Below are 19,815 nucleotides of genomic sequence, written 5' to 3'. Positions count from 1 at the left end.
TTTTGGAGCGGGTGAGCTTGATGAACATGCCGCAAGTATAGCGCAACACCCCAATTGCGCCACTACAAAGCATTCATGCAGTTGCCACCACAAAACTTCCGCAAAAATGTGCATAAGTCGTTGATTCACATGGAAATGGCTTCACCAAAAATGCGAAATCGGCATTTTGGTGTCGAACTCGGGTGGGCTGGTGTGGCCAGCGCTGGGAGGGCGACCGCCTCGTGGGCCCCGCTTCGGCCTGCGCGGCCCCGGCCGCCCCCACCGCCGCGCGCCCGGCTGACGCCCCCGCCGAGGCCACCCGTGCCCCCGCACACCCCACCCAGCGCTGAGCCCCCCGCCGCCGCCCTGCCCCGTCAGGCCTCGGTGCCCGAGGGCCGGCTCTCGCGCAGCCTGCACCTGGGGCGGCTGGCCGGTGAGCTGCTGGCGGGTGCGGTCGCCACCGGCGCGGGCCAACTCGTGCGGGGCGAGCGACCTTCGTGGGCCGGCAGCTTTTTGACGCCGGGCAACGCCCACCGGCTGACCGAGCGCCTGGCGCAGATGCGCGGCGCGGTCATGAAGGTGGGCCAGATGCTGTCGATGGACGGCCAGGGCGTGCTGCCCGCCCCCTTTGCCGACCTGCTGGCCCGCCTGCGCGACCAAGCTTACGCCATGCCCGCCACCCAGCTGGCCGAGGTGCTCGAGCGCGAGTACGGCAACGGCTGGCACCGGCGCTTCAAGCAGTTCAGCTTCGCGCCGATCGCGGCCGCGTCCATCGGCCAGGTGCACCGCGCCGAAACCCACGAGGGCGAGGTGCTGGCCCTGAAGGTGCAGTACCCCGGCGTGCGCGCCAGCATCGACAGCGACGTGGCGAACCTGGCCCTGCTGCTGCGCGTGCCCGGCCTGACCCCGCCCGGCGTCGAGATGGACGGCCTGCTGGCGCAACTGCGCGCGCAACTGCATGCCGAGACCGACTACACCGCCGAGGCCCGCGCCGCCACCGCTTACCGCGAGTTGCTGGGCCAAGTGCATGACCTGCCCGACCTCTTCGTGCCCCGCGTGCACACCGAGCACAGCACCGCCCACATCCTGGCGATGGCGTTTGCGCCGGGCCAGCCCGTGGGCTCGCTGCTGCAGCCCGGCGTGCCGCAAGCCCAGCGCGACCGCGTGGCCGCCTCGCTGTGCCGGCTGGCCGTCAAAGAGTTCTTCGGCATGCGCCTGGTGCAGACCGACCCGAACTTCGGCAACTACCTGTTCGACCCGGCCACCGGCCGCATCGGCCTGCTCGACTTCGGCGCCGCGCAGGCGGTGAGCGCCGAGCGCGTCGAGCAGGTGCGCGAGCTGGGCCGCGCCTTGCGGCAAGCCCACCGGCAGCGCACGCTCAATGCCGCGCTGGCCCTGGGCCTGGTGCACGCCAGCGACACCTCGGCGCAGCAAGCCGGCGTGGTGCAGCTGCTGCTGGCCGTGGGCGAGCCGCTGCGAGCCACGGGCCTGTACGACTTCGGCACCTCGCGCCTGGTCAAAGAGGTGTTCGAGCAGGGGCAGGCGCAGTTTCTGGAAACCGGCTACGGCCAGCCACCACCGGCCGACGTGTTGCTGCTGCAGCGCAAGTTCGTGGGCACGTTTTTGCTGTGCGCCAAGCTGGCGGCGCGGGTGGATTTGGGCGAGGTGTTTGGGGCGGAGCTGGACGAATCAGCGGCTCACACCCTGAGCTGAGCAACGCCACACGCTCCACAGCATCGCGCTGGAAATGCGACAACCGCGAGCGTTTGGCTGCGGGGATCGGTTCAGATCACTTCGTCGGCGCGTCGTCGGCCTCTGCCTGCTGGCGAAGCTCATCTGCCGAGATGCGTTTGAGCTGTCCGTCTTTGACGATCACGAGATTCGTGTCGGTCTGAATGGCCGTCTTGCGTGCCTGTTTTGCGGCCCGCCGCAAGGCATCCAAGGATGCACGCAGGTCAGGGTCTTTGGCATTGGAAAGGTCGTTGGCGTTCATCGGTTTTCTCCCCATTGCAGGAGGGTCGGCTCCTCTCCAACGTTGTCATATTCTGCCCAAGTGTCCACCGCCTGCTTGTAGGCTTGCTCAAGATTGCGCCTTCCGGCCGAAAATCGGCGGCGAATCACCGAATCGTCAATGTGATGCCCTCCTTGGCGCACCCGCTCTGCCACGCGGGCAATGGCTGTCTCTGCATCGGGCAAATGCAAGAAGAAGAGGCTGACGTGGTAGCCGGCCTGTCGCCATGCACGAACACGCCCCACGTAGGCCAACCCGGCCAGTGTTGTCTCGAAAGCAAAGCTCTCGCCCTTGCGAACGCAGTCGTCGATCTCGGCAAGCATCAGCCGGCCAGCTTTGAGTGCGGCAGCTTCCGGCGCAAAAGGCGAAAGACCTGCTGCGATCAAGTCTGCATTGATGAAGCGCGGGCATTGCGCCTCTTGCGGCAGGAATGAGCGGGCAAAGGTCGTTTTACCCGCCCCATTTGGCCCGGCAATGATGATGATTTTTTTCGTCATGTTTGCGGGCTTCGCTGGCCTTTTGATCGCTTGGTTGAAACATTGGCACAAATCGTCCATCGTTGGCTGCTGCGTCGATCATAGTGGCCAGCAGCCTGCTGCTGAGCGCAACGCAGGTACAGCCACAACAAGACCCAATACCCCCACCCCGTGCAATCCACCACAAGACCGCCCCCGCGTTCAAGTGACACCACGCCCTCCAGCCCCCGAGTCAAGTGGACCAGCGCGCCCCTGAGACAGCGCCCCTTCCCTAACATGCGAAGCCTCACTTAAGCAGTACGAAGGAATTCAGCATGCGGCGCAGACTCGATGGCAAGAAGGCCCTGATCACAGGCGGCAACAGCGGCATCGGGCTGGCCACGGCGAAGCTCTTTGCGGCGCAAGGCGCGCAGGTGGCCATCACCGGCCGCAACACCGAGGCGCTCAAGCAGGCGCAAACCGACCTGGGCGGCCAGGTGCTCACCTTCAAGTGCGACGCCGGCAAGGTCGGCGAGATCCAGGACTGCATGGCCACGCTGCAAGCCCAATGGGGCGGCATCGATGTGCTGCTGGTCAATGCCGCCATCGCAGGCCCGGCGCCCTTCGAGCACGTGTCCGAAGCGCAGTTCGACGAGCTGGCATCGGTCAACTTCAAGGGCGTGTTCTTCACGATTCAAAAGGCCTTGCCTTTGCTGTCAGCCGGCGCCAGCGTGATCGTGATGACCTCGATCTCCAACCAGATGGGCTCGCCCAACTTCAGCGTCTACGCCGCGTGCAAGGCCGCCCTGCGCTCCATGGTGCAGACCCTGGGCCTGGAGCTGATCCCGCGCGGCATCCGCGTCAACGCCATCAGCCCGGGCCCCATCGCCACGCCCATGTGGAACAAGTTCGGCATGCCCGACGAGGTGGCGCAGGCCGTGCAGGCCGACGTGCAGCAGAAATCGCCCATCAAGCGCTTCGGGCAGACCGATGAGGTGGCGCGCACCGCCTTGTTCCTGGCCAGTGACGATGCGTCTTACATCGTCGGCCAGGAGATCGTGGTGGACGGGGGCATGAGCCTGCTGTGAGCGATGTGAGGGTAGAGGGCCCTGGGCCCTCCCCGCTTCACATGCTGTAGGTGGCCTGCAGGAAGAACGAGCGCCTGGGCAGGGGCAGGTCGCCAGGGATGTTGTCGCCCGCGCTGGTGGGCTCGCGCGCGTCCGCATAGAAGAGGTTGCGGATGGACGCCGCGAACTCCCAGCCTTTGCTGATCGAGGCGTTGCGCAGGGTCAGGTCCACGGTGGTGTAGTCGGCCACGTCGGGGCGGCTGTCGCCGAGCGCGCGCTTGCGGCCGGCCACCCGGTTGACCTGCCCACCCACTTGCCAGCCATTGGCCACGCTCCAGTCCATGCGCCCGAAGAGGTGGTGGCGCGGCGCAAAGCCGGCGTCATGGCCGGTGGCTTCGTCCACCGAGCGCTGCCAGGCGTAGTGCCCTTGCAAACGCAGGGTGCTGGTCGCCCGCCACACGGCCTCCAGCTCCATGCCCTTGCCATGCTGGGTGCCCGCGTTGTTCCACACGCTCACGCCCGTGCCTTGGTCCGTGGTGCGGATGATGCCCTTCATGCGGTAGTGAAACAGGCTCAGGTTCACGTCGGTGTCGGGGCGGGCCTGCCAGGCGAAGGCCGCTTCCCAGGTGCCGATGGTTTCCGGCTTCAGGTCGGGGTTGCCTTGGGCCACCGGGTTGTTGATGCTGTACTGCTCGGTCAGGGCCGGCGCGCGAAAGGCTTTGCCGTACAGCAGCTTGGCGGTCAGGTCCACCGATGCGTCCCAGACCATGGCCAGCCGGGGGTTGGTGGTGTCGCCGTTGTCTGAGTAACGGTCGTGGCGAACGCCGCCTGTCAGCGCCCAGTCCTGGGCAAAGCGCCACTCGTCCTGCACGTAGGCGTAGTCGACCTTGCGGCGTTGAGGGGTGAGGAAGGATTCACCAACGGGCACCTGCACCACCGAGCCGTCGCCCCGAATGACGGGAAGGGGCATCGGCGTGCCTGAGATCGACGTCACGACGATGTTGAAGTTCTTGAACTCCCGCGTCTTGTAGAGGTCCAGGTCGTCGTGCCCCACGCCAAACCGCAAGTTATGGCCATCCAGCCCGGTGTAGGTGCTCACGGCCGACAAGCGCAGCTGCCGCTCCCAGGTGTGGGGGCCACCAAACATGCCGTTGGGGAAGGTGCCACCCAAAGCTCCAGGTGGGTAGAGCATCAAAGGCTGGGGGATCTGCTGCGTGTAATGCATGTAGCTGGCGCTCAGCCCCAGGTCCCAATCGCGGGCCAGCTCGATCCCGCTCCAGGACACATCGGAGTGGATGCGCTCGCTCTTGCCTCGGCCCACCGGGTCCAGGGCACGCGCCACGCCTGCGCCCGTCTCGCCTTCGCGCAGCACGTAGCCCAAACGCCAACGCACGTTCTGGTGGCTGAGGTCCAGGCCGGCATCCAGTCCCTTGCTGCCTGTGTTGACCGAGCCGGGGGCCAGGCTGGCCGACGAACCCGTCAAGCTGTCGAAGTAGCTCTGGGTGTCCACTGCGACCTGTTCCTTGAACCCATCCGTGCGCCCCGCCCGGAAATGAGCCGCCACGTCCATCGGGCCCAGCTTGCCGCCATGCAGCACCCAGGCATCCTGGGTGTTGAAGGAGCCACCGCGTGCGCCCACCTCGGTGCCCTGGATGTCGGCGGCCGTCTTGGTGATGATGTTGATGACGCCAGAAAAAGCATCTGCGCCATACAAGGCCGAGCCCGGGCCGCGGATGACCTCGATGCGCTCGACGTTCTCCAGCGGCACGCCGTACCCGAACAGGCCCCGGTTGCCGATGAACATGGTCGTCATCGGCACGCCGTTCTGAAGCACCAGTGTCTGTGGGTTGTAGTCGCTGCTGATGCCCCGGAACTGGAACAGCGGCGTGTAGGCCACCGGGCTGCGGCTGACGTGCACGCCCGGCACGGTCTCCATCACGTCGGTGAGGTCCGTGGCGCCCATGGCCTTGATGTCCTGCGCAGTGATGACCGTGGCCACGGCAGGTGCGCGGCGCAAGGGCTGCTGCGCACCCGTGGCAATGCTGACCGTGGCCTTGTCACCGAAGGACAGGGCCAACTCGTCTTCTTCAACAGAGGGCCTGCTCACCTGCCCTTGAGTCTGGGCTTGGGCTTGCACGGCAAGGGGCGTCGAGAGGGCCTGCCCAAGCAGCATGCAGGCCACGGCCCGCATCAACTGGTTCAGCGACGGGGCACGCGGCGCGGCACCAAGAGGTGCCAAGGTCACGGGAACGATACGAGACATCCACTGTTCCAGTCTTTTTGCGCCGAGCCGATTGTGTGGCCTCTTTGTGCGTTTGCAAAGCGCATGACTCCCTGTCGCAGCGTGCCAGCGACACCTGTGGCCGCTGCCCCGGGCGAACGATAACAACCCGCATCCCATCTCATTGCTCGGGGAAAACCAGTTGGATGCGTTGCTTCGAAGCACCCAGGTCCAGCCCGAGGTGCTCCGCCGTGCGGGTGTTGGCCGCTGTGAGCAGCTGCTTGAGCGCCTGGATGCCGCGAGGGGCCTGCCCTCCCGGCTGCAGCGACGCCAACGCGGCACCGGCCAGGAAGCGCCCGATCTCGATGTTGTCGGGGTACAGCGAAAACAGCACGCCACGGCGCACATGCATCGCGTTGCTGGAGAAGACCACCAGGTTCTGCCGCCAGGACTCGCGCAGCACCAGGGGCAGCACGGTGGAGTCCTCGACCGTGGTGGAGTCCTGAGGCAGCCACAGGGCGTCGCGCTTGGGATGGAGCGTGCCGAGCAGTTCCTGGTAACGCCGCACCGCGCTCTTGAGGTCGTCTGCCTCCAGGGCCAGCAGCTCCAGCGACTGCGCCTTGGCCGCCTCGCGCGCCAGGTGAATCAACCAGTCGTTCTGCCTGGGGTCATGGACCACCACCACGCGCTTGACGAAGGGCGCGAAGGCCTTGAGCTTGGCAAACAGCAAAGCGGGCTCGGGGGCCAGGCTTTGCACCAACATGCCCTGCGCTTCGGATTCGGGCACGGACAGCACGCCACCTGCCACCACGATGAACTGCTTGTCCAGGCTGGCTGCGGCTTTCAGGCCACTGCGACCCAAGGCGATCACCGCCTTCACGTCACGCTTGCGCAGCTCGTCGGACATGGTCGGTGCCGTGCCGCCCATCGGGATGGCGATGCCCGTGACCTTGCCTTGCGTACGGTCCTCGACGCCTTCGATGATGGCGCCGAACACGCTGCGGTAGGGCTCGCCGATGTCAGGGTAGACGACGGCGAGGCTGGCGCTGCCGACCTCTTCTTCGGCAGCCAGAGACGGGCCTGCGAGCACCAGGCTGCAAACCCATGCCAACAACACAGAGCCGAACCACGCTGTGGCTTGCGATGGACGCCTTGCTGAGAACAAGAAACTCCCCAATTGCTTGTTCGGCCACTGACAGCCGGGCACGCGCATTCTCCACCGAGGGCTGTTTTCAAACTGTCGCGTCTGCGCACCTGTGAGCACGCATGGGTGCATCGCGCGAAAGATCACCGCATGCCCACCACCCCTCATTCGCGGTTGAGCCCGTGACAAGGGGGATGACGGGCCCTTGTGCGAGAGGCATCCTCGCGCCTGCTCTAAATGTTTCAATGTGTAATCTCAGGGGGCATGAGATTCAAGGAACCATGTCATGCAGTCCGCAGTAAAAGCCCCACTCGCAGCACCACCTGCGTCCCCATCCCACACCATGGGCGCCGCGTCCCTGATCGTCGCCTACCTTGAAGCGATTGGCGTGGACCACGTTTTCGGCGTGCCAGGCGGCGCGATCGAACCCCTCTACAACGCCATGGCCCAGAGCATGCAACGCGGCGGCCTGCGGCCCGTCGTGGCCCGCCACGAGGCCGGCGCCGCCTTCATGGCCGATGGCTACGCCCGCGAGACCGGCAAGATCGGTGTGTGTGTGGCCACCTCGGGGCCCGGCGCCACCAACCTCATCACCGGTGTCGCCTGCGCCTACGACAACGGCGTGCCCATGCTGGTCATCACCGGCCAGCCCTCCTTGCCCGTGTTCGGCAAGGGCGCGCTGCAGGAGTCGTCCTGCACTGGCATCAACACGGTGGGCATGTTCAGCCACTGCACGCGCTACAACACGCTGGTCTCCCATGTGGACCAGCTGGAGACCAAGCTGGTGCAGGCCTTGATGCGTGCCACGCAAACACCGCGCGGCCCCGTCCACCTGAGCATCCCGCTGGACATCCTGCGTGCGCCGGTGGAACAACGCCTGTCACCCCAGCACCTGCAAAAGCTGATGCGCACCCCCTCCATGCTCGACGAGGAGGCCATGCGCGAACTCTTCCTCATGCTGCCGGGCACCCGCAGGATGGTGCTCATCATCGGGGGCGATTGCGGTGAGGCCATCGACGCCATCATCCACTTCGCCGAGATGACCAACTCGCCCTTCGTGACCACGCCGGATGCCAAGGGCCTCATCAACCCCCACCACGGCCTGTATCGGGGCGTGTTCGGCTTTGCGGGCCACCGCTCGGCGTGGGAGGCCCTCAACGACGACACCGAGCTGGTGTTGGCCATCGGCACCAGCCTGCGCGAATGGACCAGCGCCGCCTGGAGCAACAGCGTGCTCAACCGCAAGCTGGTGCACATCGACGCCACCGACGAGCACTTGCGCCACTCGCCCATGGCCCGCCACCACGTGCGCGGCCGAATCCGCACGGTGTTCGAGCGCCTGCTGGACGTGATGCACATCGAGCAAGAGGCCCTGGGCATGCCATGGCGCGCATCGCACAACCAGACTGGCTCTCGGGCGTTCGTGACCCTGCGCGAGCCCGAGAAGGTGCAAAGCCAGGCCACCCCCATCAAGCCACAGCGCCTGATGGTGGAGCTGTCCAAGCGCTTTCCCCCGACCACGCGCTTCCTGGCCGATGCCGGCAACGCGACGGCCTGGGCCATCCACTACCTCGAGTCACGCAACAACCGCCGACTGGGCCTGGTGCCGACCGCTGGTGCGGGCGCTGGGTCGGATCAGGGCAAGTCGGCGGGCAGCGCCTGGCGCGGCGAGCGCCGCCAGGACCGCGCAGGCTGGCTGCGCGTGTTGATGGACTTCGCGCCGATGGGCTGGGCCATCGGGGCCGCCGTGGGCATCGCACAGGCCAAGCCGAATTGCCCGGTGGTCTGCATCACGGGTGATGGCAGCTACCTGATGAACGGCCAGGAGATCACCGTGGCCGCGCAAGAAGGCCTGACCGTGATCTTCGTGATCCTCAACGACGCCGCCTTGGGCATGGTCAAGCACGGCCAGCGGCTGGCCGGCGCCGAGCGCGTGGCCTTCGAACTGCCCGATGTCGACTACGCCGCGATGGCGCGGTCCATGGGGGTGGCCGGCCACATCATCCGTGGCCCGGAAGACTTCGATGCACTGGACATGAACGCCATACTCAAGCGCCCAGGCCCCACCTTGCTGGACGTCCGCATCGACGGCGAGGAAGTGCCACCCATGGACCTGCGCATGCAGACCCTCGAAGCGGGCGCCACGGCATGAGCGGTGCCACATCGCCCCTGCACACCCGCATCTGGCGGGAAGAAGCACAGGCTGACAACCCGTTCGCGACGCACACGGCCCACTGCCACGGCTACGACGTCTACGGCCAGATGCTGGGCCGCGCCAGCTGGGTGGACATGCTCTACCTCTTGTTCAAGGGTCAGGCGCCCTCGCCCGCGCAGGCCCGCCTGCTCGAAGCCCTGGCGCTGGCGCTGGCCAACCCTGGGCCTCGCGACCCGATGGTGCATGCCGCCATGTGTGGTGGCGTGGGCGGCTCACACGCTGCGGCCAGCCTGATCGCCGCGCTGGCCGTGGGTGCAGGGCAAAGCGGCGGCGCGCGCGATGTGCGCCTGGCCATGGACGCCTGGCTGCAATGGGATGCCACACCCGCTGGCGAAACCGGCGCCCAGGTCAAAGCCCAAATCGCCTGCCTGATCGCCCATGACATGCCCCCGTGGCTGGCCACATCGGACTCAGGCTGGCCACAGCGCGAACACCCTGCCGGTTTCGACCCGCACGGGGTGAGCACGCCGGGCATCGTGCTCCAGGCGCTGCAGACCTTGGCAGGCATGGGCGTCGGCCCTCGTTTGAGCTGGCTGCGTGAGCACCTCGGCGCCCTGGAGGCGGCTGCAGCCATGCCTCTGGCCATGAACGGCCTGGCCGCAGCGGCCTTTGCGGACCTGGGCTTCACGCCCATGGAAGGCGAGATGCTGCACCTGTTGCTTCGGCTGCCCGGCACCGCTGCACACGCGCTGGAGCAGCAAACGACCTACGGCTTCAAGCGCTTTCCTTACCCCCCCGTCGACCTGCAGGACGACCCCTTGGTGAACCCAGCACAGGAGAGCGTCGCATGACACGGGGCCCCCATGTGCTGGACGCCCACGCCGATGTCTTGCAGACCAAGGTGGGCGCGGCCTTTCCTGGCAGCCGCGCGGTGTTCCGAGGCCACGACCTGCACAAGAGCCACATCAAGGACCTCGACTGGTTGTCGCTGTGCGCCTTCGGCATCTTCGGCCGCCACGTGCCGCCCGAGCAGTTGCGCCTGTTCAACTCCGTCTGGGTGTGGACCAGCTACCCGGACTCGCGCCTTTGGAACAACCGCGTCGCGGCCCTGGCCGGCACCACGCGCAGCACGCCAACGCTGTCGCTGTGCGCCGCCCAGGCCTTGTCGGAAGCGGCCATCTACGGGCGGGGCATCGAGTTCCGCGCCGTCGACTTTTACCTCAAGACCCGCGAGATCCTGGAAGGCGGGGTCACCCTGGCCGATCACCTAGAAGCCTTTCTCAAGGGGGGCGGGCGCATGGCCGGCTTTGGTCGGCCCATCTCCACCGCCGACGAACGCGTCGCTTTGAGCCATGCCCTGGCGTGCGAGCTCGGCCTGGCCGATGGCTACCACGTGCGCCTGGCGCTGGAGATCGACGCGTACTTCGCCGCCACGCGACCACACCTGCGCATCAACGTCGCGGGCCTGTACAGCGCCTTCGCCGCAGACTTCGGCTGGACGCCTCGCGAGTTCGGCCTGTTCATGTTCGTGACCTTTCAGGCCGGGATGTACCCGTGTTACCTGGAGGCTGCGGACAAACCGCCCGGGGGGATGTTCCCGGTGCGGTGCGCGGACGTGCGTTACGAGGGCGTGGTGGCGCGGACTTGGTCTGACGGGTAGCGCCAACAAAGCGGGCAAGCAACGCCTCGACGTTGCTTGAACCCTTCAATGCAGGGGCGTGCTCAGCGGCCTGAGCGGGCCCGCTGGACCCCGCTGCACAGCGCCTGGATGGACGCCGTCACGATGTTGGCGTCCACGCCCACCCCGAAGGTCGAGCGGCCCGCCACGCCCACTTCGACGATGGCGCAAGCTTTCGCGCTGCCGTCGTCGTGGGCACCGGCCATCGAGCGCTCTTCATAGCTGTGCACCTCCACCGCGATGCCGGCCGACGCAAAGGCCTGCACCGCCGCGTGGATGGGGCCGTTGCCATGGCCGCGCAGCACGCGCTCCTGGCCGTCGATCTCCACCGTCAGCTCGATGGTTTGGCCGCCGTCCTGCTCGAACACTCGCACGGCGCGGCAGGCTTCGCGCCCACCTTGCTGCACGTAGGTGTCCGAGAAGATCTGCCAGATGTCGGCGGGGCTGAGCTCGCCGCCCTGCGCGTCGGCCACGCCCTGCACCACGCTTGAAAACTCGATCTGCATGCGCCGAGGCATCACCACGCCGAAGTCGGCCTCCAGCAAGTAAGCCACACCACCCTTGCCCGACTGGCTGTTGACCCGGATCACGGAGTCGTAGCTGCGGCCCAGATCGGCTGGGTCGATCGGCAAGTACGGGATGTTCCACAGTTGCTCGCCAGCCTCAGAACCTTTTGAGTTCCTGGCCGCGAAGCCCTTCTTGATGGCGTCCTGGTGGGAGCCGGAGAAGGCGGTGAAGACCAAATCGCCCGCGTAAGGGTGACGTGGGTGAACGGGCAGTTGGGTGCAATGCTCGGCCGTGCGCACCACGGCGTTGATGTCGGAGAAGTCGAGCCCCGGGTGCACGCCCTGGGTGTAGAGGTTCATCGCCAGGGTCACGATGTCGACGTTGCCGGTGCGCTCGCCATTGCCGAACAGGCAGCCTTCGACGCGGTCGGCGCCGGCCATCAGGCCCAGCTCGGCGGCGGCCACGGCGGTGCCGCGGTCGTTGTGCGGGTGCAGGCTGAGGATGACGCTGTCGCGGCGGGCTAGGTGGCGGTGCATCCACTCGATCTGGTCGGCGTACACATTGGGCGTGGTCAGCTCCACCGTGGTCGGCAGGTTCAAGATCACCTTGCGCTCAGGCGTGGCGCCCCAGGCGGCGGTCACGGCATCGCACACCTCCAGGGCGAAATCGAGCTCGGTGCCGGTGAAGGTCTCGGGGCTGTATTCGAGCTGGATGTCGGTTTCGGGCATGGTGGCCGCGATCTCGCGCACCAGCTTCACGCCTGAGACGGCCATGTCACGCACCTCATCTCGGCTCATGTTGAAGACGACCTCTCGGAAGGGCCTGGAGGTGGCGTTGTAGACGTGGACGATGGCCTTCTTGGCGCCGCGCACCGACTCCATCGTGCGGCGGATCAGGTGCTCGCGGGCCTGGGTCAGCACCTCGATGGTCACGTCTTCGGGGATGAGGTTTTCATCGATGAGCTTGCGCACGAAGCCGAAGTCGGTGTCCGAGGCCGAGGGAAACGCCACCTCGATTTCCTTGAAGCCGATGGCGCAGAGCGTCTGGAACATGCGCAGCTTCTTCTCGCCGTTCATGGGCTCGAAGAGCGACTGGTTGCCGTCGCGCAGGTCGGTGCTCATCCACACGGGGGGCTTGCTGATGACCTGGTCGGGCCAGGTGCGGTCTTTCAAGCCGACGGGCGGGAAGGCGGTGTACTTGGTTTGCGGGTTGGCGAGCATGGGGCGTCTCTTGTGGAGGTTGGGTTCTGGGTCTGTGCGGCTTGTGCGTTCGGCGATCTGCCGCGACCGATGAGCGAATCTTATGGCGCCACTTGCCGCAGAGGCTGCCAAATTCATGCACGCATGCCACCATGTTTGGCAGAATATTGCCAACACAACCAAAATCACGCCATGGAACACACCCTGGACAAGCATGACAAGCAGATCCTCGCCGTCTTGCAGGAAGACGGCCGCATCAGCAACCAGGACCTGGCCGACCGCATCGGCCTGTCGCCTTCGCCCTGCCTGCGCCGCGTGCGCATGCTCGAAGAATCAGGCGTGATCGCTGGCTATCGCGCGCTGCTGGACGCGCGCAAGCTCGGCCTGTCGCTGATGGCGCTCATCGGCATCTCGATGGACAAGCACACGCCCGAGCGCTTTCAAGCGCTCGAAGCAGTCATCCGCGACATCCCCGAGGTGCTGGAGTGCCTGCTCATCACCGGCCAGTCGGCCGACTACCAGCTCAAGGTGGTGGTGCGCGACATGGACGCCTACCAGCACCTGCTGCTCAACCGCATCACGCAGATCAAGGGCGTGACGGGCGTGCACACCAGCTTCGTGCTCAGGCGCGTGGTGGACCGCACCGCCTTGCCGCTTTGAGCGGCGGACGTGTGCGGAGGATCAGCGTGGGCTCAGCGCAGCGGCTTGAGGAAGTCGGCCACGGCACGGGCCATGGCCACGCCCTCTTCGCCGTGATAGCCATCGACGTAATCGTTGCTCAAGCGCACGACCACCACGCCCTGCTGGGGCGAGACGTGGATCATCTGCCCCTGGATGCCCAAGGCGATGAAGTCTCCTCGACCGCCTTCCAACGGCCACCAGTGGTAGCCAAAGCCCATCAGCTCCTGCGTCTTGACCTTGCGGGGCACTTGCGTGGAGCGCCATGATTTGCCCTCGCTGGCTCGCGTCGCGTCCTGCACCCACTGGGCGTTGAGCAACTGCTGGCCGCGCCAGGCACCGTCTTGCAGGAACCATTGGCCGAACACCGCGTAGCTGCGCGCCGTGGCGTAAAGGCAGCACAGCGCAAAGTCTCGGCCCTGGGCGTCGGTCAGGATGCGTGCATCGTCGGGCATGCCCAGCGGGGTCCAGATGTCGCGGCTGAGAATTTGGTGCAGCGGCTGGCCCTGCGCCCCCTCCAGTGCCATCGCGATGGCCTGCGACACGATGCTGGCGTACTCGTACTTGCTGCCGGGCTCGAAGGCCCGGGTCAGCGCGGGCTCGGTCACCTTCTGGTCCAGGGTGTGGCCCGCCAGACCGCCCGTGAAGCGGTTGGCGATGACCTGCATGAACATCGCCACGCGGTCGACCTCTTCCACATAGCGCACGCCAGCGCTCATCATCAGCGCCTGCTTGAAGGTCACACCCTTGAAGCCATTGGCGGCCAACGCCGGGGCGTAGCGGTCCATCGGGTCGTCGACCGAGGCGATGCGTCCTTGCTGGATGGCCAGGCCCACCAGGGCCGATAGCACCTGCTTCATCATCGACCAGGACTGGTGCAGCGTGGTCGGGCCGTTGGGCCAGCGGTGGTGCTCGTAGACCACCTTGCCGTCTTGCAGCACCAACAGGGCCTTGACCGAGCCGCGTGCATGAAAGTCTTCCAGCGACCAGCGGCGGCCATCCCACTCGTATCGCACGGCTGAGAGGTCTCGGGGGGCGGCAGGCAAAGCCTCGCGGGCGGGCGCCTGTCCCGACTTGGGGCCGCTCACCGGCGCCGTGGGCAACACCCACTCGGGCTTGAACAGCTGCGGCGGCAGGGCCTGCGCACCCTGGCTGGCCAGGCCCAGCACACCGGCCACGCCCAGCCACAGGCCCAGCCTGGCCCCTTGTTGCCAGGGGCGCTGCCACCAGGCCTTCGTTTCAGCGGTCATCTCGTCTCCTCGTCTGTCGTGTTCGGCACGGCAGCGAGGATAGCGGCGGATCAGGTCACTCAGGGCTGGGGCTGGCCCTGGAGCTTGAACCAGCGACCGATCAGGTCACGTTCCGCGTCAGTGATCTGCGTGGCGTTGTTCATCGGCATGGCCTTGAGCACCACCACCTGTTGGTAGATGGCCTGAGCGTTCTGGGTGATGAGCTCGGGCGTGTGCAGGGCAACGCCCTTGTTGGCCAGGTTGGCGTTGTGGCAGAGCGCGCAGCGCTGGGCGATGATGGACTCGACCTGTGGGCGCAACGAGGCGGCTGTCTCGGCCGCCGGGGTGACGCCGGCGGGGGCCGCGCTCACCGGCACAGGCTTGGGCGCCAGCCAGATGGCCACAGCCAGCAACACGGTCACCCCGGCCACCGCCCAACCCCTGGGGGCCCGGGTGCCGGCCACTTCGGTCTTGTGCCGGGCCACGAAGAACTGCCGCACCAGGGCACCGGCCAGCATGATCAACACCAGCACCAACCAGTTGTGCTCGTGCGAATAGGCCCAGCCATAGTGGTTGCTGAGCATGGCGAACAGCACCGGCAGGGTGAAGTAGGTGTTGTGCACGCTGCGCTGCTTGCCGCGCTGGCCGTGAACCGGGTCCACCGGCTCACCCGCCCGCATGGCGGCCACCACCTTGCGCTGCCCGGGAATGATCCAGAAAAACACGTTGGCGCTCATGGCCGTGGCCATCATGGCCCCCACCAGCAGGAAGGCAGCGCGCCCCGCGAACAGCTGGCAAGCCAGCCACGAGGCGAACACCACGACCACGAACACCGCAGCGCCCACCACCTTGTCGCCATTGGGGCCACGCCCGAGGGTCCGGCAGATCACGTCGTAGATCAGCCAGAAGCCAGCCAGGAAGCCCAGCGCGGCATGCACGGCAGCCACGGGGCTCCAGTGGTGCACGCTCTGGTCGATCAGGAAGGTGCCAGCGTTGAACAGGTACAGCACCGTGAACAACGCAAAGCCGGTCAGCCAGGTGGAGTAGCTCTCCCAGTAGAACCAGTGCAGGTTCTCGGGCAACTTCGGGGGCGCGCCCAGGTACTTCTGCGGGTTGTAGAAGCCGCCGCCGTGCACGGCCCACAGCTCGCCGCCCACGCCCTTGTCGCGCAAGGCCGCGTCTTGCGGCTTGGTGAGGGTGTTGTCCAGCCACACGAAGTAGAAGGACGAGCCCACCCAGGCGATCGCCGTGATGACGTGCGCCCAGCGCAGCAGCAGGTTGGCCCAGTCCAGCGCGTAAGCCAAGATCGGAGAGAAGTCCATGCCCTGCCCTTCAGCTGCCGCGGTAGGTGGAGTAGGACCAGGGGCTCACGAGCAGCGGCACGTGGTAGTGCGCCTGCGCATCAGAGATGCCGAAGTCCAGCGGCACCTCGGTCAAAAAGGGCACCTCGGGCATCGGTGTGCCACGCGAGCGGAAGTAGGCATCGACCTGAAACACCAGCCGGTAGTGCGCGGCTTTGAGGTCAGCGCCTTGCAGCAAGGGTCCGTCGATGCGACCGTCGTCGTTGGTGACCACCTGGCGCAGCAGCTGCCAGCGGCCATCGGCGCAACCATCAGGCGAAGGCACCCGCACATACAGGGCGATGGCCATGCCGACGGCGGGGGTGCCGTGCACGGTGTCGAGCACATGGGTGGTCAGGCGACCGCCGGAAGAAGGGTTGGCACTCATGATGCAAGGAAGCGAAGAGATCGAAAGGGCTTGTGCCCCAAAACAAAAACTGTATACACTTTAACCACGATGAGCGCAGCACGCAAGCCGTCCCGATCCGCCGTTCGCCCCGCACCCGAGGTTGAGCAACCCGCCCCTGCACCGGTCACCCGCAGGCCGCCACTGGCCAAGGCCGATGCAGATGCGATTCCCATGCCACCCGAAGAGGTCTCGGGCGAGGACACCAACACCAGCAGCACCGAACACATCGTGCTGGCCGTGACGCGGGCCATCGTCGAGCACCGCCTGCTGCCCGGCGAAAAGCTCGTCGAGCAGAAGATCGCCGACCGCTTTGGCGTCTCGCGCACCATCGTGAGGCAGGCTTTCAACCGCTTGTCCGAACTCAAGCTGGTGCGCCTGGAGCCCGCCCGCGGCGCTTTCGTGGCCGCGCCCTCCATCACCGAGGCGCGCGAAGTTTTCGCTGTGCGCCGCATGGTCGAGGGCCAGATGATGCGAGAGCTGGTGGCCAGCATCCGCCCCGCTCAGTTGCGCACACTCAAGGCCCACCTCAAGGCCGAAGGCGACGCTGTCAAGCGCATCGACGTGCAGGCGCGCACGCAGTTGCTGTTCGACTTCCACGTCGAGCTGGCCCGCGTGCTCGGCAACCAGGTCCTCGTCAACCTGATGCAGGAGCTGGTCTCGCGCTGCTCGCTGATCACGCTGATGTACCAGTCGTCGGACGACGCCGAGACCTCGCACGCCGAGCACATCGCCATCCTCAAGGCCATCGAGGCCCGCGACGCCGACACCGCCGCCGCCCTGGTCGACGACCACCTGATGACGGTGGAGCACCAACTCACCGAGCGCCCGCGCGCGCCGCACATCCCTCCGCTGATCGCCCGACGCCAGAGCTGAGCGCCCATGCCTGAAACGACACCACCCACCACGATGTCGAGCCCCTACCCCCGCGACCTCATCGGCCACGGCCGCAACCCGCCGCACGCCCGCTGGCCCGGTGGCGCGCGCATCGCTGTGCAGTTCGTGCTGAACTACGAAGAAGGCGGCGAGAACTGCGTGCTGCATGGCGATGCCGGCAGCGAACAGTTCCTGAGCGAAATGTTCAACCCGCCGGCCTACCCCGATCGGCACATGAGCATGGAGTCGATCTACGAGTACGGCTCGCGCGCAGGCGTGTGGCGGCTGCTGCGCGAGTTCGAGCAACGCGGGCTGCCGCTGACCATCTTCGGCGTGAGCATGGCCTTGCAGCGCCACCCTGAGCTCACCCAGGCCTTCAAGGACCTGGGCCACGAGATCGCCTGCCACGGCTGGCGCTGGATCAGCTACCAGCAGGTCGACGAGGCCACCGAGCGCGCGCACATGCTGGAAGGCATGCGCATCATCGAAGAGCTGACCGGCGAGCGCCCGCTGGGCTGGTACACCGGCCGCGACAGCCCCAACACGCACCGCCTGGTGGCCGACTTCGGGGGCTTCGAGTACGACAGCGACCACTACGGCGACGACCTGCCCTTCTGGATGCCCGTCACCAAGTCCAATGGCGAGGTCGTGCAGCAGCTCATCGTGCCCTACGCCATGGACACGAACGACATGCGCTTTTGCCTGCCCCAGGGCTTCTCGCAGGGCGAAGACTTCTTCACCTACCTGCGCGACGCCTTCGACGTGCTCTACGCCGAAGGCGACCCCAACGGCCTGGACCGTCCCAAGATGCTGAGCATCGGCATGCACTGCCGCCTGCTGGGACGCCCGGGGCGCATGCGCGCGCTGCAGAAGTTCCTCGATCACATCCAGGTCCACGAGCACGTGTGGGTCTGCCGCCGCATCGACATCGCCCGCCACTGGCGCGCCACGCACCCCGCGCCCATCGCTTGAGATGGGCTGAACTCGCCTGAACACACCCGCCTCCGACCGCCCCGACGCCACCTCCATGCCCGCGCTCACCCTCGCCCAGATCAACGCCGCCGACCAGGCCGGCTTCGTGGCCCTGCTTGACGGCATCTACGAGCACTCACCGTGGATCGCAGCCGAGGCCTGGGCACGCAAGCCCGCCGGCGGCTTCGCCAGCCTCGACCAGCTCAAGCACGAGCTCGCGCAGGTGGTGCGCACCGCCACGCAAGACGCCCAGCTCGCACTGATTCGCGCCCACCCCGAGCTCGCGGGCAAGGCCGCTGTGGCGGGCCAGCTCACGGCCGAGTCCACGAACGAGCAGAGCAAGGCAGGCCTGACGCACTGCACCCCCGAAGAGTTCGCACAGCTTCAGCAGCTCAACGCCGACTACAACGCCCGCTTCGGCTGGCCCTTCATCCTGGCCGTGCGCGGCCCGCATGGCCGAGGCCTGCCCCGCGCCGAGATCATCCGCACCTTCGCTCGCCGCCTGAACAACAGCGCCGGCTTCGAGCTGGCCGAGTGCCTGCGCAACATCCACCGCATCGCCGAGATCCGCCTGAACGACAAGTTCGGCTTCACGCCCGCCGAGGGTGACCTGATCCTGCAATGGGCCGAAGCCCTGGCCGCCCACACCGAGGGCGCCGGCCTGGACAACGGCCTGGACGATCAACCGCCCCTGACCGTCACCTACCTGAGCGAGGCCCACCAGGCCTGCGCCATCCAGCTGATGGCCTGGATGCGCGCCTGCGGCTTCGATGAAGTCTCGCGCGACGCGGTGGGCAACGTGGTGGGTCGCTTTCATGGCAGCGACCTGGCCGCGCCCATGCTGTTGACCGGCTCGCACTACGACACCGTGCGCAACGGTGGTCGGCACGACGGGCGGCTCGGCATCTTCGTGCCCATGGCCTGCGTGCGCGCGTTGCACGCGCAAGGCCGACGCCTCAAGCACGGCATCGAAGTGGTCGGCTTCGCCGAAGAAGAAGGCCAGCGCTACCGAGCCACCTTCCTGGGCTCTTCGGCCCTGGTTGGCGACTTCAACCCAGACTGGCTCGAGTTGGCCGACGCCGACGGCATCACGGTCAAGCAGGCGATGCGCGCCGCCGGGCTGAGTGGTGAGTTGAAAGACATCCAGGCGCTCCAACGCGACCCGTCTCGCTACCTCGGCTTCGTCGAGGTGCACATCGAACAAGGCCCCGTGCTCGACGGGCTCGACACGCCGCTGGGCATCGTCACCTCCATCAACGGCGCCAAACGCTTCAGCTGCGAGGCCGTCGGCACCGCCTGCCATGCCGGCACCACGCCCATGCCCATGCGGCAAGACGCCGCCGCCGCCGTTGCAGAGGTCATCCTGGCCGTCGAAGCCCGCGCCCGGCAAGACGCCAACTCGCCAGCCGGCTCGTCGGTGGGCACCGTCGGCGTTCTCAGCGTGCCGCAAGGCTCCATCAACGTCGTGCCCGGTCGCTGCCAGTTCACGCTCGACCTTCGCGCGCCCACCGATGCCCAGCGTGACGCGCTGGCTGCAGACGTGCTGGCACGCATCGATGAAGTCGCCCAGCGCCGTGGGGTGCACATCCGCGGCGACCTGCACCTCACGGTGGCCGCTGCCCCATCCGACGCCGCCTGGCAAGCCCGCTGGGAACACGCCGTCACGCAGATGGGCCTGCCCGCCTTCCGCTTGCTCAGCGGCGCAGGCCACGACGCCATGAAGCTGCACCAGGCGCTGCCGCAAGCCATGCTCTTCGTGCGGGGCGGCAACGCCGGCATCAGCCACAACCCGCTGGAAACCATCACCAACGACGACGCCCAGCGCGCCGTCACCGCCTTCATGAACCTGTTGGACGCGCTTTGAGCGCTTTGCAAACGTCCCCCAGGCTCACCCCATC

Annotated in this window: 17 protein-coding genes; 9 read left to right on the top strand and 8 right to left on the bottom strand. The window is 66.8% G+C overall.

Going from position 1 to position 19,815, the window contains the following annotated elements:
* Positions 1-300: 300 nt before the first annotated feature.
* A complete protein-coding gene (locus tag ABG80_RS11410) occupies positions 301-1,692 on the top strand; it encodes an ABC1 kinase family protein (RefSeq protein WP_235513832.1) in 1,392 nt (463 codons plus the stop codon).
* Positions 1,693-1,768: 76 nt separating this feature from the next.
* Here ABG80_RS11410 and ABG80_RS11405 read toward each other — a convergent pair whose 3' ends face one another.
* Positions 1,769-1,972 (bottom strand): hypothetical protein, encoded by a 204-nt coding sequence (locus ABG80_RS11405; RefSeq protein ID WP_058087782.1) that lies wholly within the window; start codon positions 1,970-1,972, stop codon positions 1,769-1,771.
* Positions 1,969-2,487 (bottom strand): zeta toxin family protein, encoded by a 519-nt coding sequence (locus tag ABG80_RS11400; RefSeq protein ID WP_058087781.1) that lies wholly within the window; start codon positions 2,485-2,487, stop codon positions 1,969-1,971. The genes ABG80_RS11405 and ABG80_RS11400 overlap by 4 nt, the downstream gene beginning before the upstream one ends.
* A 293-nt stretch (positions 2,488-2,780) precedes the next feature.
* Between ABG80_RS11400 and ABG80_RS11395 the strand changes: the two genes are divergently transcribed.
* Positions 2,781-3,533, top strand: a complete 753-nt coding sequence (locus ABG80_RS11395) for an SDR family oxidoreductase (RefSeq protein ID WP_058087780.1) — start codon at positions 2,781-2,783, stop codon at positions 3,531-3,533.
* Between the two features lie 37 nt (positions 3,534-3,570).
* On the opposite strand, the gene ABG80_RS11390 is transcribed toward ABG80_RS11395, so the two are convergent.
* Both ABG80_RS11390 and ABG80_RS11385 read right to left on the bottom strand, forming a co-directional pair.
* The gene (locus ABG80_RS11390) at positions 3,571-5,775 is read right to left on the bottom strand and encodes a TonB-dependent receptor plug domain-containing protein (RefSeq protein ID WP_235513831.1); all 2,205 of its coding nucleotides are present in this window, start codon (positions 5,773-5,775) and stop codon (positions 3,571-3,573) included.
* Positions 5,776-5,914: 139 nt separating this feature from the next.
* Complete coding sequence (locus tag ABG80_RS11385; protein WP_235513830.1) at positions 5,915-6,850, bottom strand: type 1 periplasmic-binding domain-containing protein; 936 nt, start codon at positions 6,848-6,850, stop codon at positions 5,915-5,917.
* Positions 6,851-7,220: 370 nt separating this feature from the next.
* Here ABG80_RS11385 and ABG80_RS11380 point away from each other — a divergent pair, with 370 nt between their 5' ends.
* The 3 genes from ABG80_RS11380 to ABG80_RS11370 are packed head-to-tail and all read left to right on the top strand — an operon-like array spanning position 7,221 to position 10,692.
* Complete coding sequence (locus ABG80_RS11380) at positions 7,221-9,029, top strand: thiamine pyrophosphate-binding protein (protein ID WP_058087777.1); 1,809 nt, start codon at positions 7,221-7,223, stop codon at positions 9,027-9,029.
* The gene (locus ABG80_RS11375) at positions 9,026-9,883 is read left to right on the top strand and encodes a citrate synthase family protein (protein WP_058087776.1); all 858 of its coding nucleotides are present in this window, start codon (positions 9,026-9,028) and stop codon (positions 9,881-9,883) included. Before ABG80_RS11380 ends, ABG80_RS11375 begins: the two co-directional genes overlap by 4 nt.
* Positions 9,880-10,692, top strand: coding sequence for a hypothetical protein (locus tag ABG80_RS11370; RefSeq protein ID WP_058087775.1), 813 nt, complete (start codon positions 9,880-9,882; stop codon positions 10,690-10,692). The genes ABG80_RS11375 and ABG80_RS11370 overlap by 4 nt, the downstream gene beginning before the upstream one ends.
* A gap of 62 nt (positions 10,693-10,754) precedes the next feature.
* Here ABG80_RS11370 and leuA read toward each other — a convergent pair whose 3' ends face one another.
* Entirely contained in the window at positions 10,755-12,437 is a 1,683-nt protein-coding gene (gene leuA / locus ABG80_RS11365) for a 2-isopropylmalate synthase (protein WP_058087774.1), read from the bottom strand.
* 171 nt (positions 12,438-12,608) lie between these two features.
* On the opposite strand from leuA, the gene ABG80_RS11360 reads away from it, so the two are divergent.
* On the top strand, positions 12,609-13,076 hold the full coding sequence (locus tag ABG80_RS11360; RefSeq protein ID WP_058087773.1) for an Lrp/AsnC family transcriptional regulator: 468 nt from the start codon (positions 12,609-12,611) through the stop codon (positions 13,074-13,076).
* 32 nt (positions 13,077-13,108) lie between these two features.
* Here the strand turns inward: ABG80_RS11360 and ABG80_RS11355 are convergent, their stop codons facing one another.
* From ABG80_RS11355 to uraH, 3 genes are read right to left on the bottom strand one after another with little or no spacing between them, the layout of a single operon-like run.
* The gene (locus ABG80_RS11355) at positions 13,109-14,344 is read right to left on the bottom strand and encodes a serine hydrolase domain-containing protein (protein WP_058087772.1); all 1,236 of its coding nucleotides are present in this window, start codon (positions 14,342-14,344) and stop codon (positions 13,109-13,111) included.
* Positions 14,345-14,403: 59 nt separating this feature from the next.
* On the bottom strand, positions 14,404-15,645 hold the full coding sequence (locus ABG80_RS11350; RefSeq protein WP_058087771.1) for a urate hydroxylase PuuD: 1,242 nt from the start codon (positions 15,643-15,645) through the stop codon (positions 14,404-14,406).
* Positions 15,646-15,655: 10 nt separating this feature from the next.
* Positions 15,656-16,051 carry a hydroxyisourate hydrolase gene (gene uraH / locus ABG80_RS11345; protein WP_058087770.1) on the bottom strand — a complete coding sequence of 132 codons (396 nt, stop codon included), beginning with the start codon at positions 16,049-16,051 and terminating at the stop codon, positions 15,656-15,658.
* 192 nt (positions 16,052-16,243) lie between these two features.
* Between uraH and ABG80_RS11340 the strand changes: the two genes are divergently transcribed.
* Genes ABG80_RS11340 through uraD form a run of 3 tightly spaced genes read left to right on the top strand, consistent with a single transcriptional unit; the run spans position 16,244 to position 19,781 of the window.
* On the top strand, positions 16,244-16,945 hold the full coding sequence (locus ABG80_RS11340; RefSeq protein ID WP_058087769.1) for a GntR family transcriptional regulator: 702 nt from the start codon (positions 16,244-16,246) through the stop codon (positions 16,943-16,945).
* 6 nt (positions 16,946-16,951) lie between these two features.
* On the top strand, positions 16,952-17,917 hold the full coding sequence (puuE, locus tag ABG80_RS11335; RefSeq protein WP_058087768.1) for an allantoinase PuuE: 966 nt from the start codon (positions 16,952-16,954) through the stop codon (positions 17,915-17,917).
* A 55-nt stretch (positions 17,918-17,972) separates the two neighbouring features.
* Positions 17,973-19,781, top strand: coding sequence for a 2-oxo-4-hydroxy-4-carboxy-5-ureidoimidazoline decarboxylase (uraD, locus tag ABG80_RS11330; RefSeq protein WP_058087767.1), 1,809 nt, complete (start codon positions 17,973-17,975; stop codon positions 19,779-19,781).
* Positions 19,782-19,815: the final 34 nt, after the last annotated feature.

The sequence above is a fragment of the Aquabacterium parvum genome, assembly GCF_001447195.1.
Lineage (GTDB): Bacteria > Pseudomonadota > Gammaproteobacteria > Burkholderiales > Burkholderiaceae_C > Aquabacterium > Aquabacterium parvum.
This window is presented reverse-complemented; position numbering and strand designations above follow the sequence as displayed.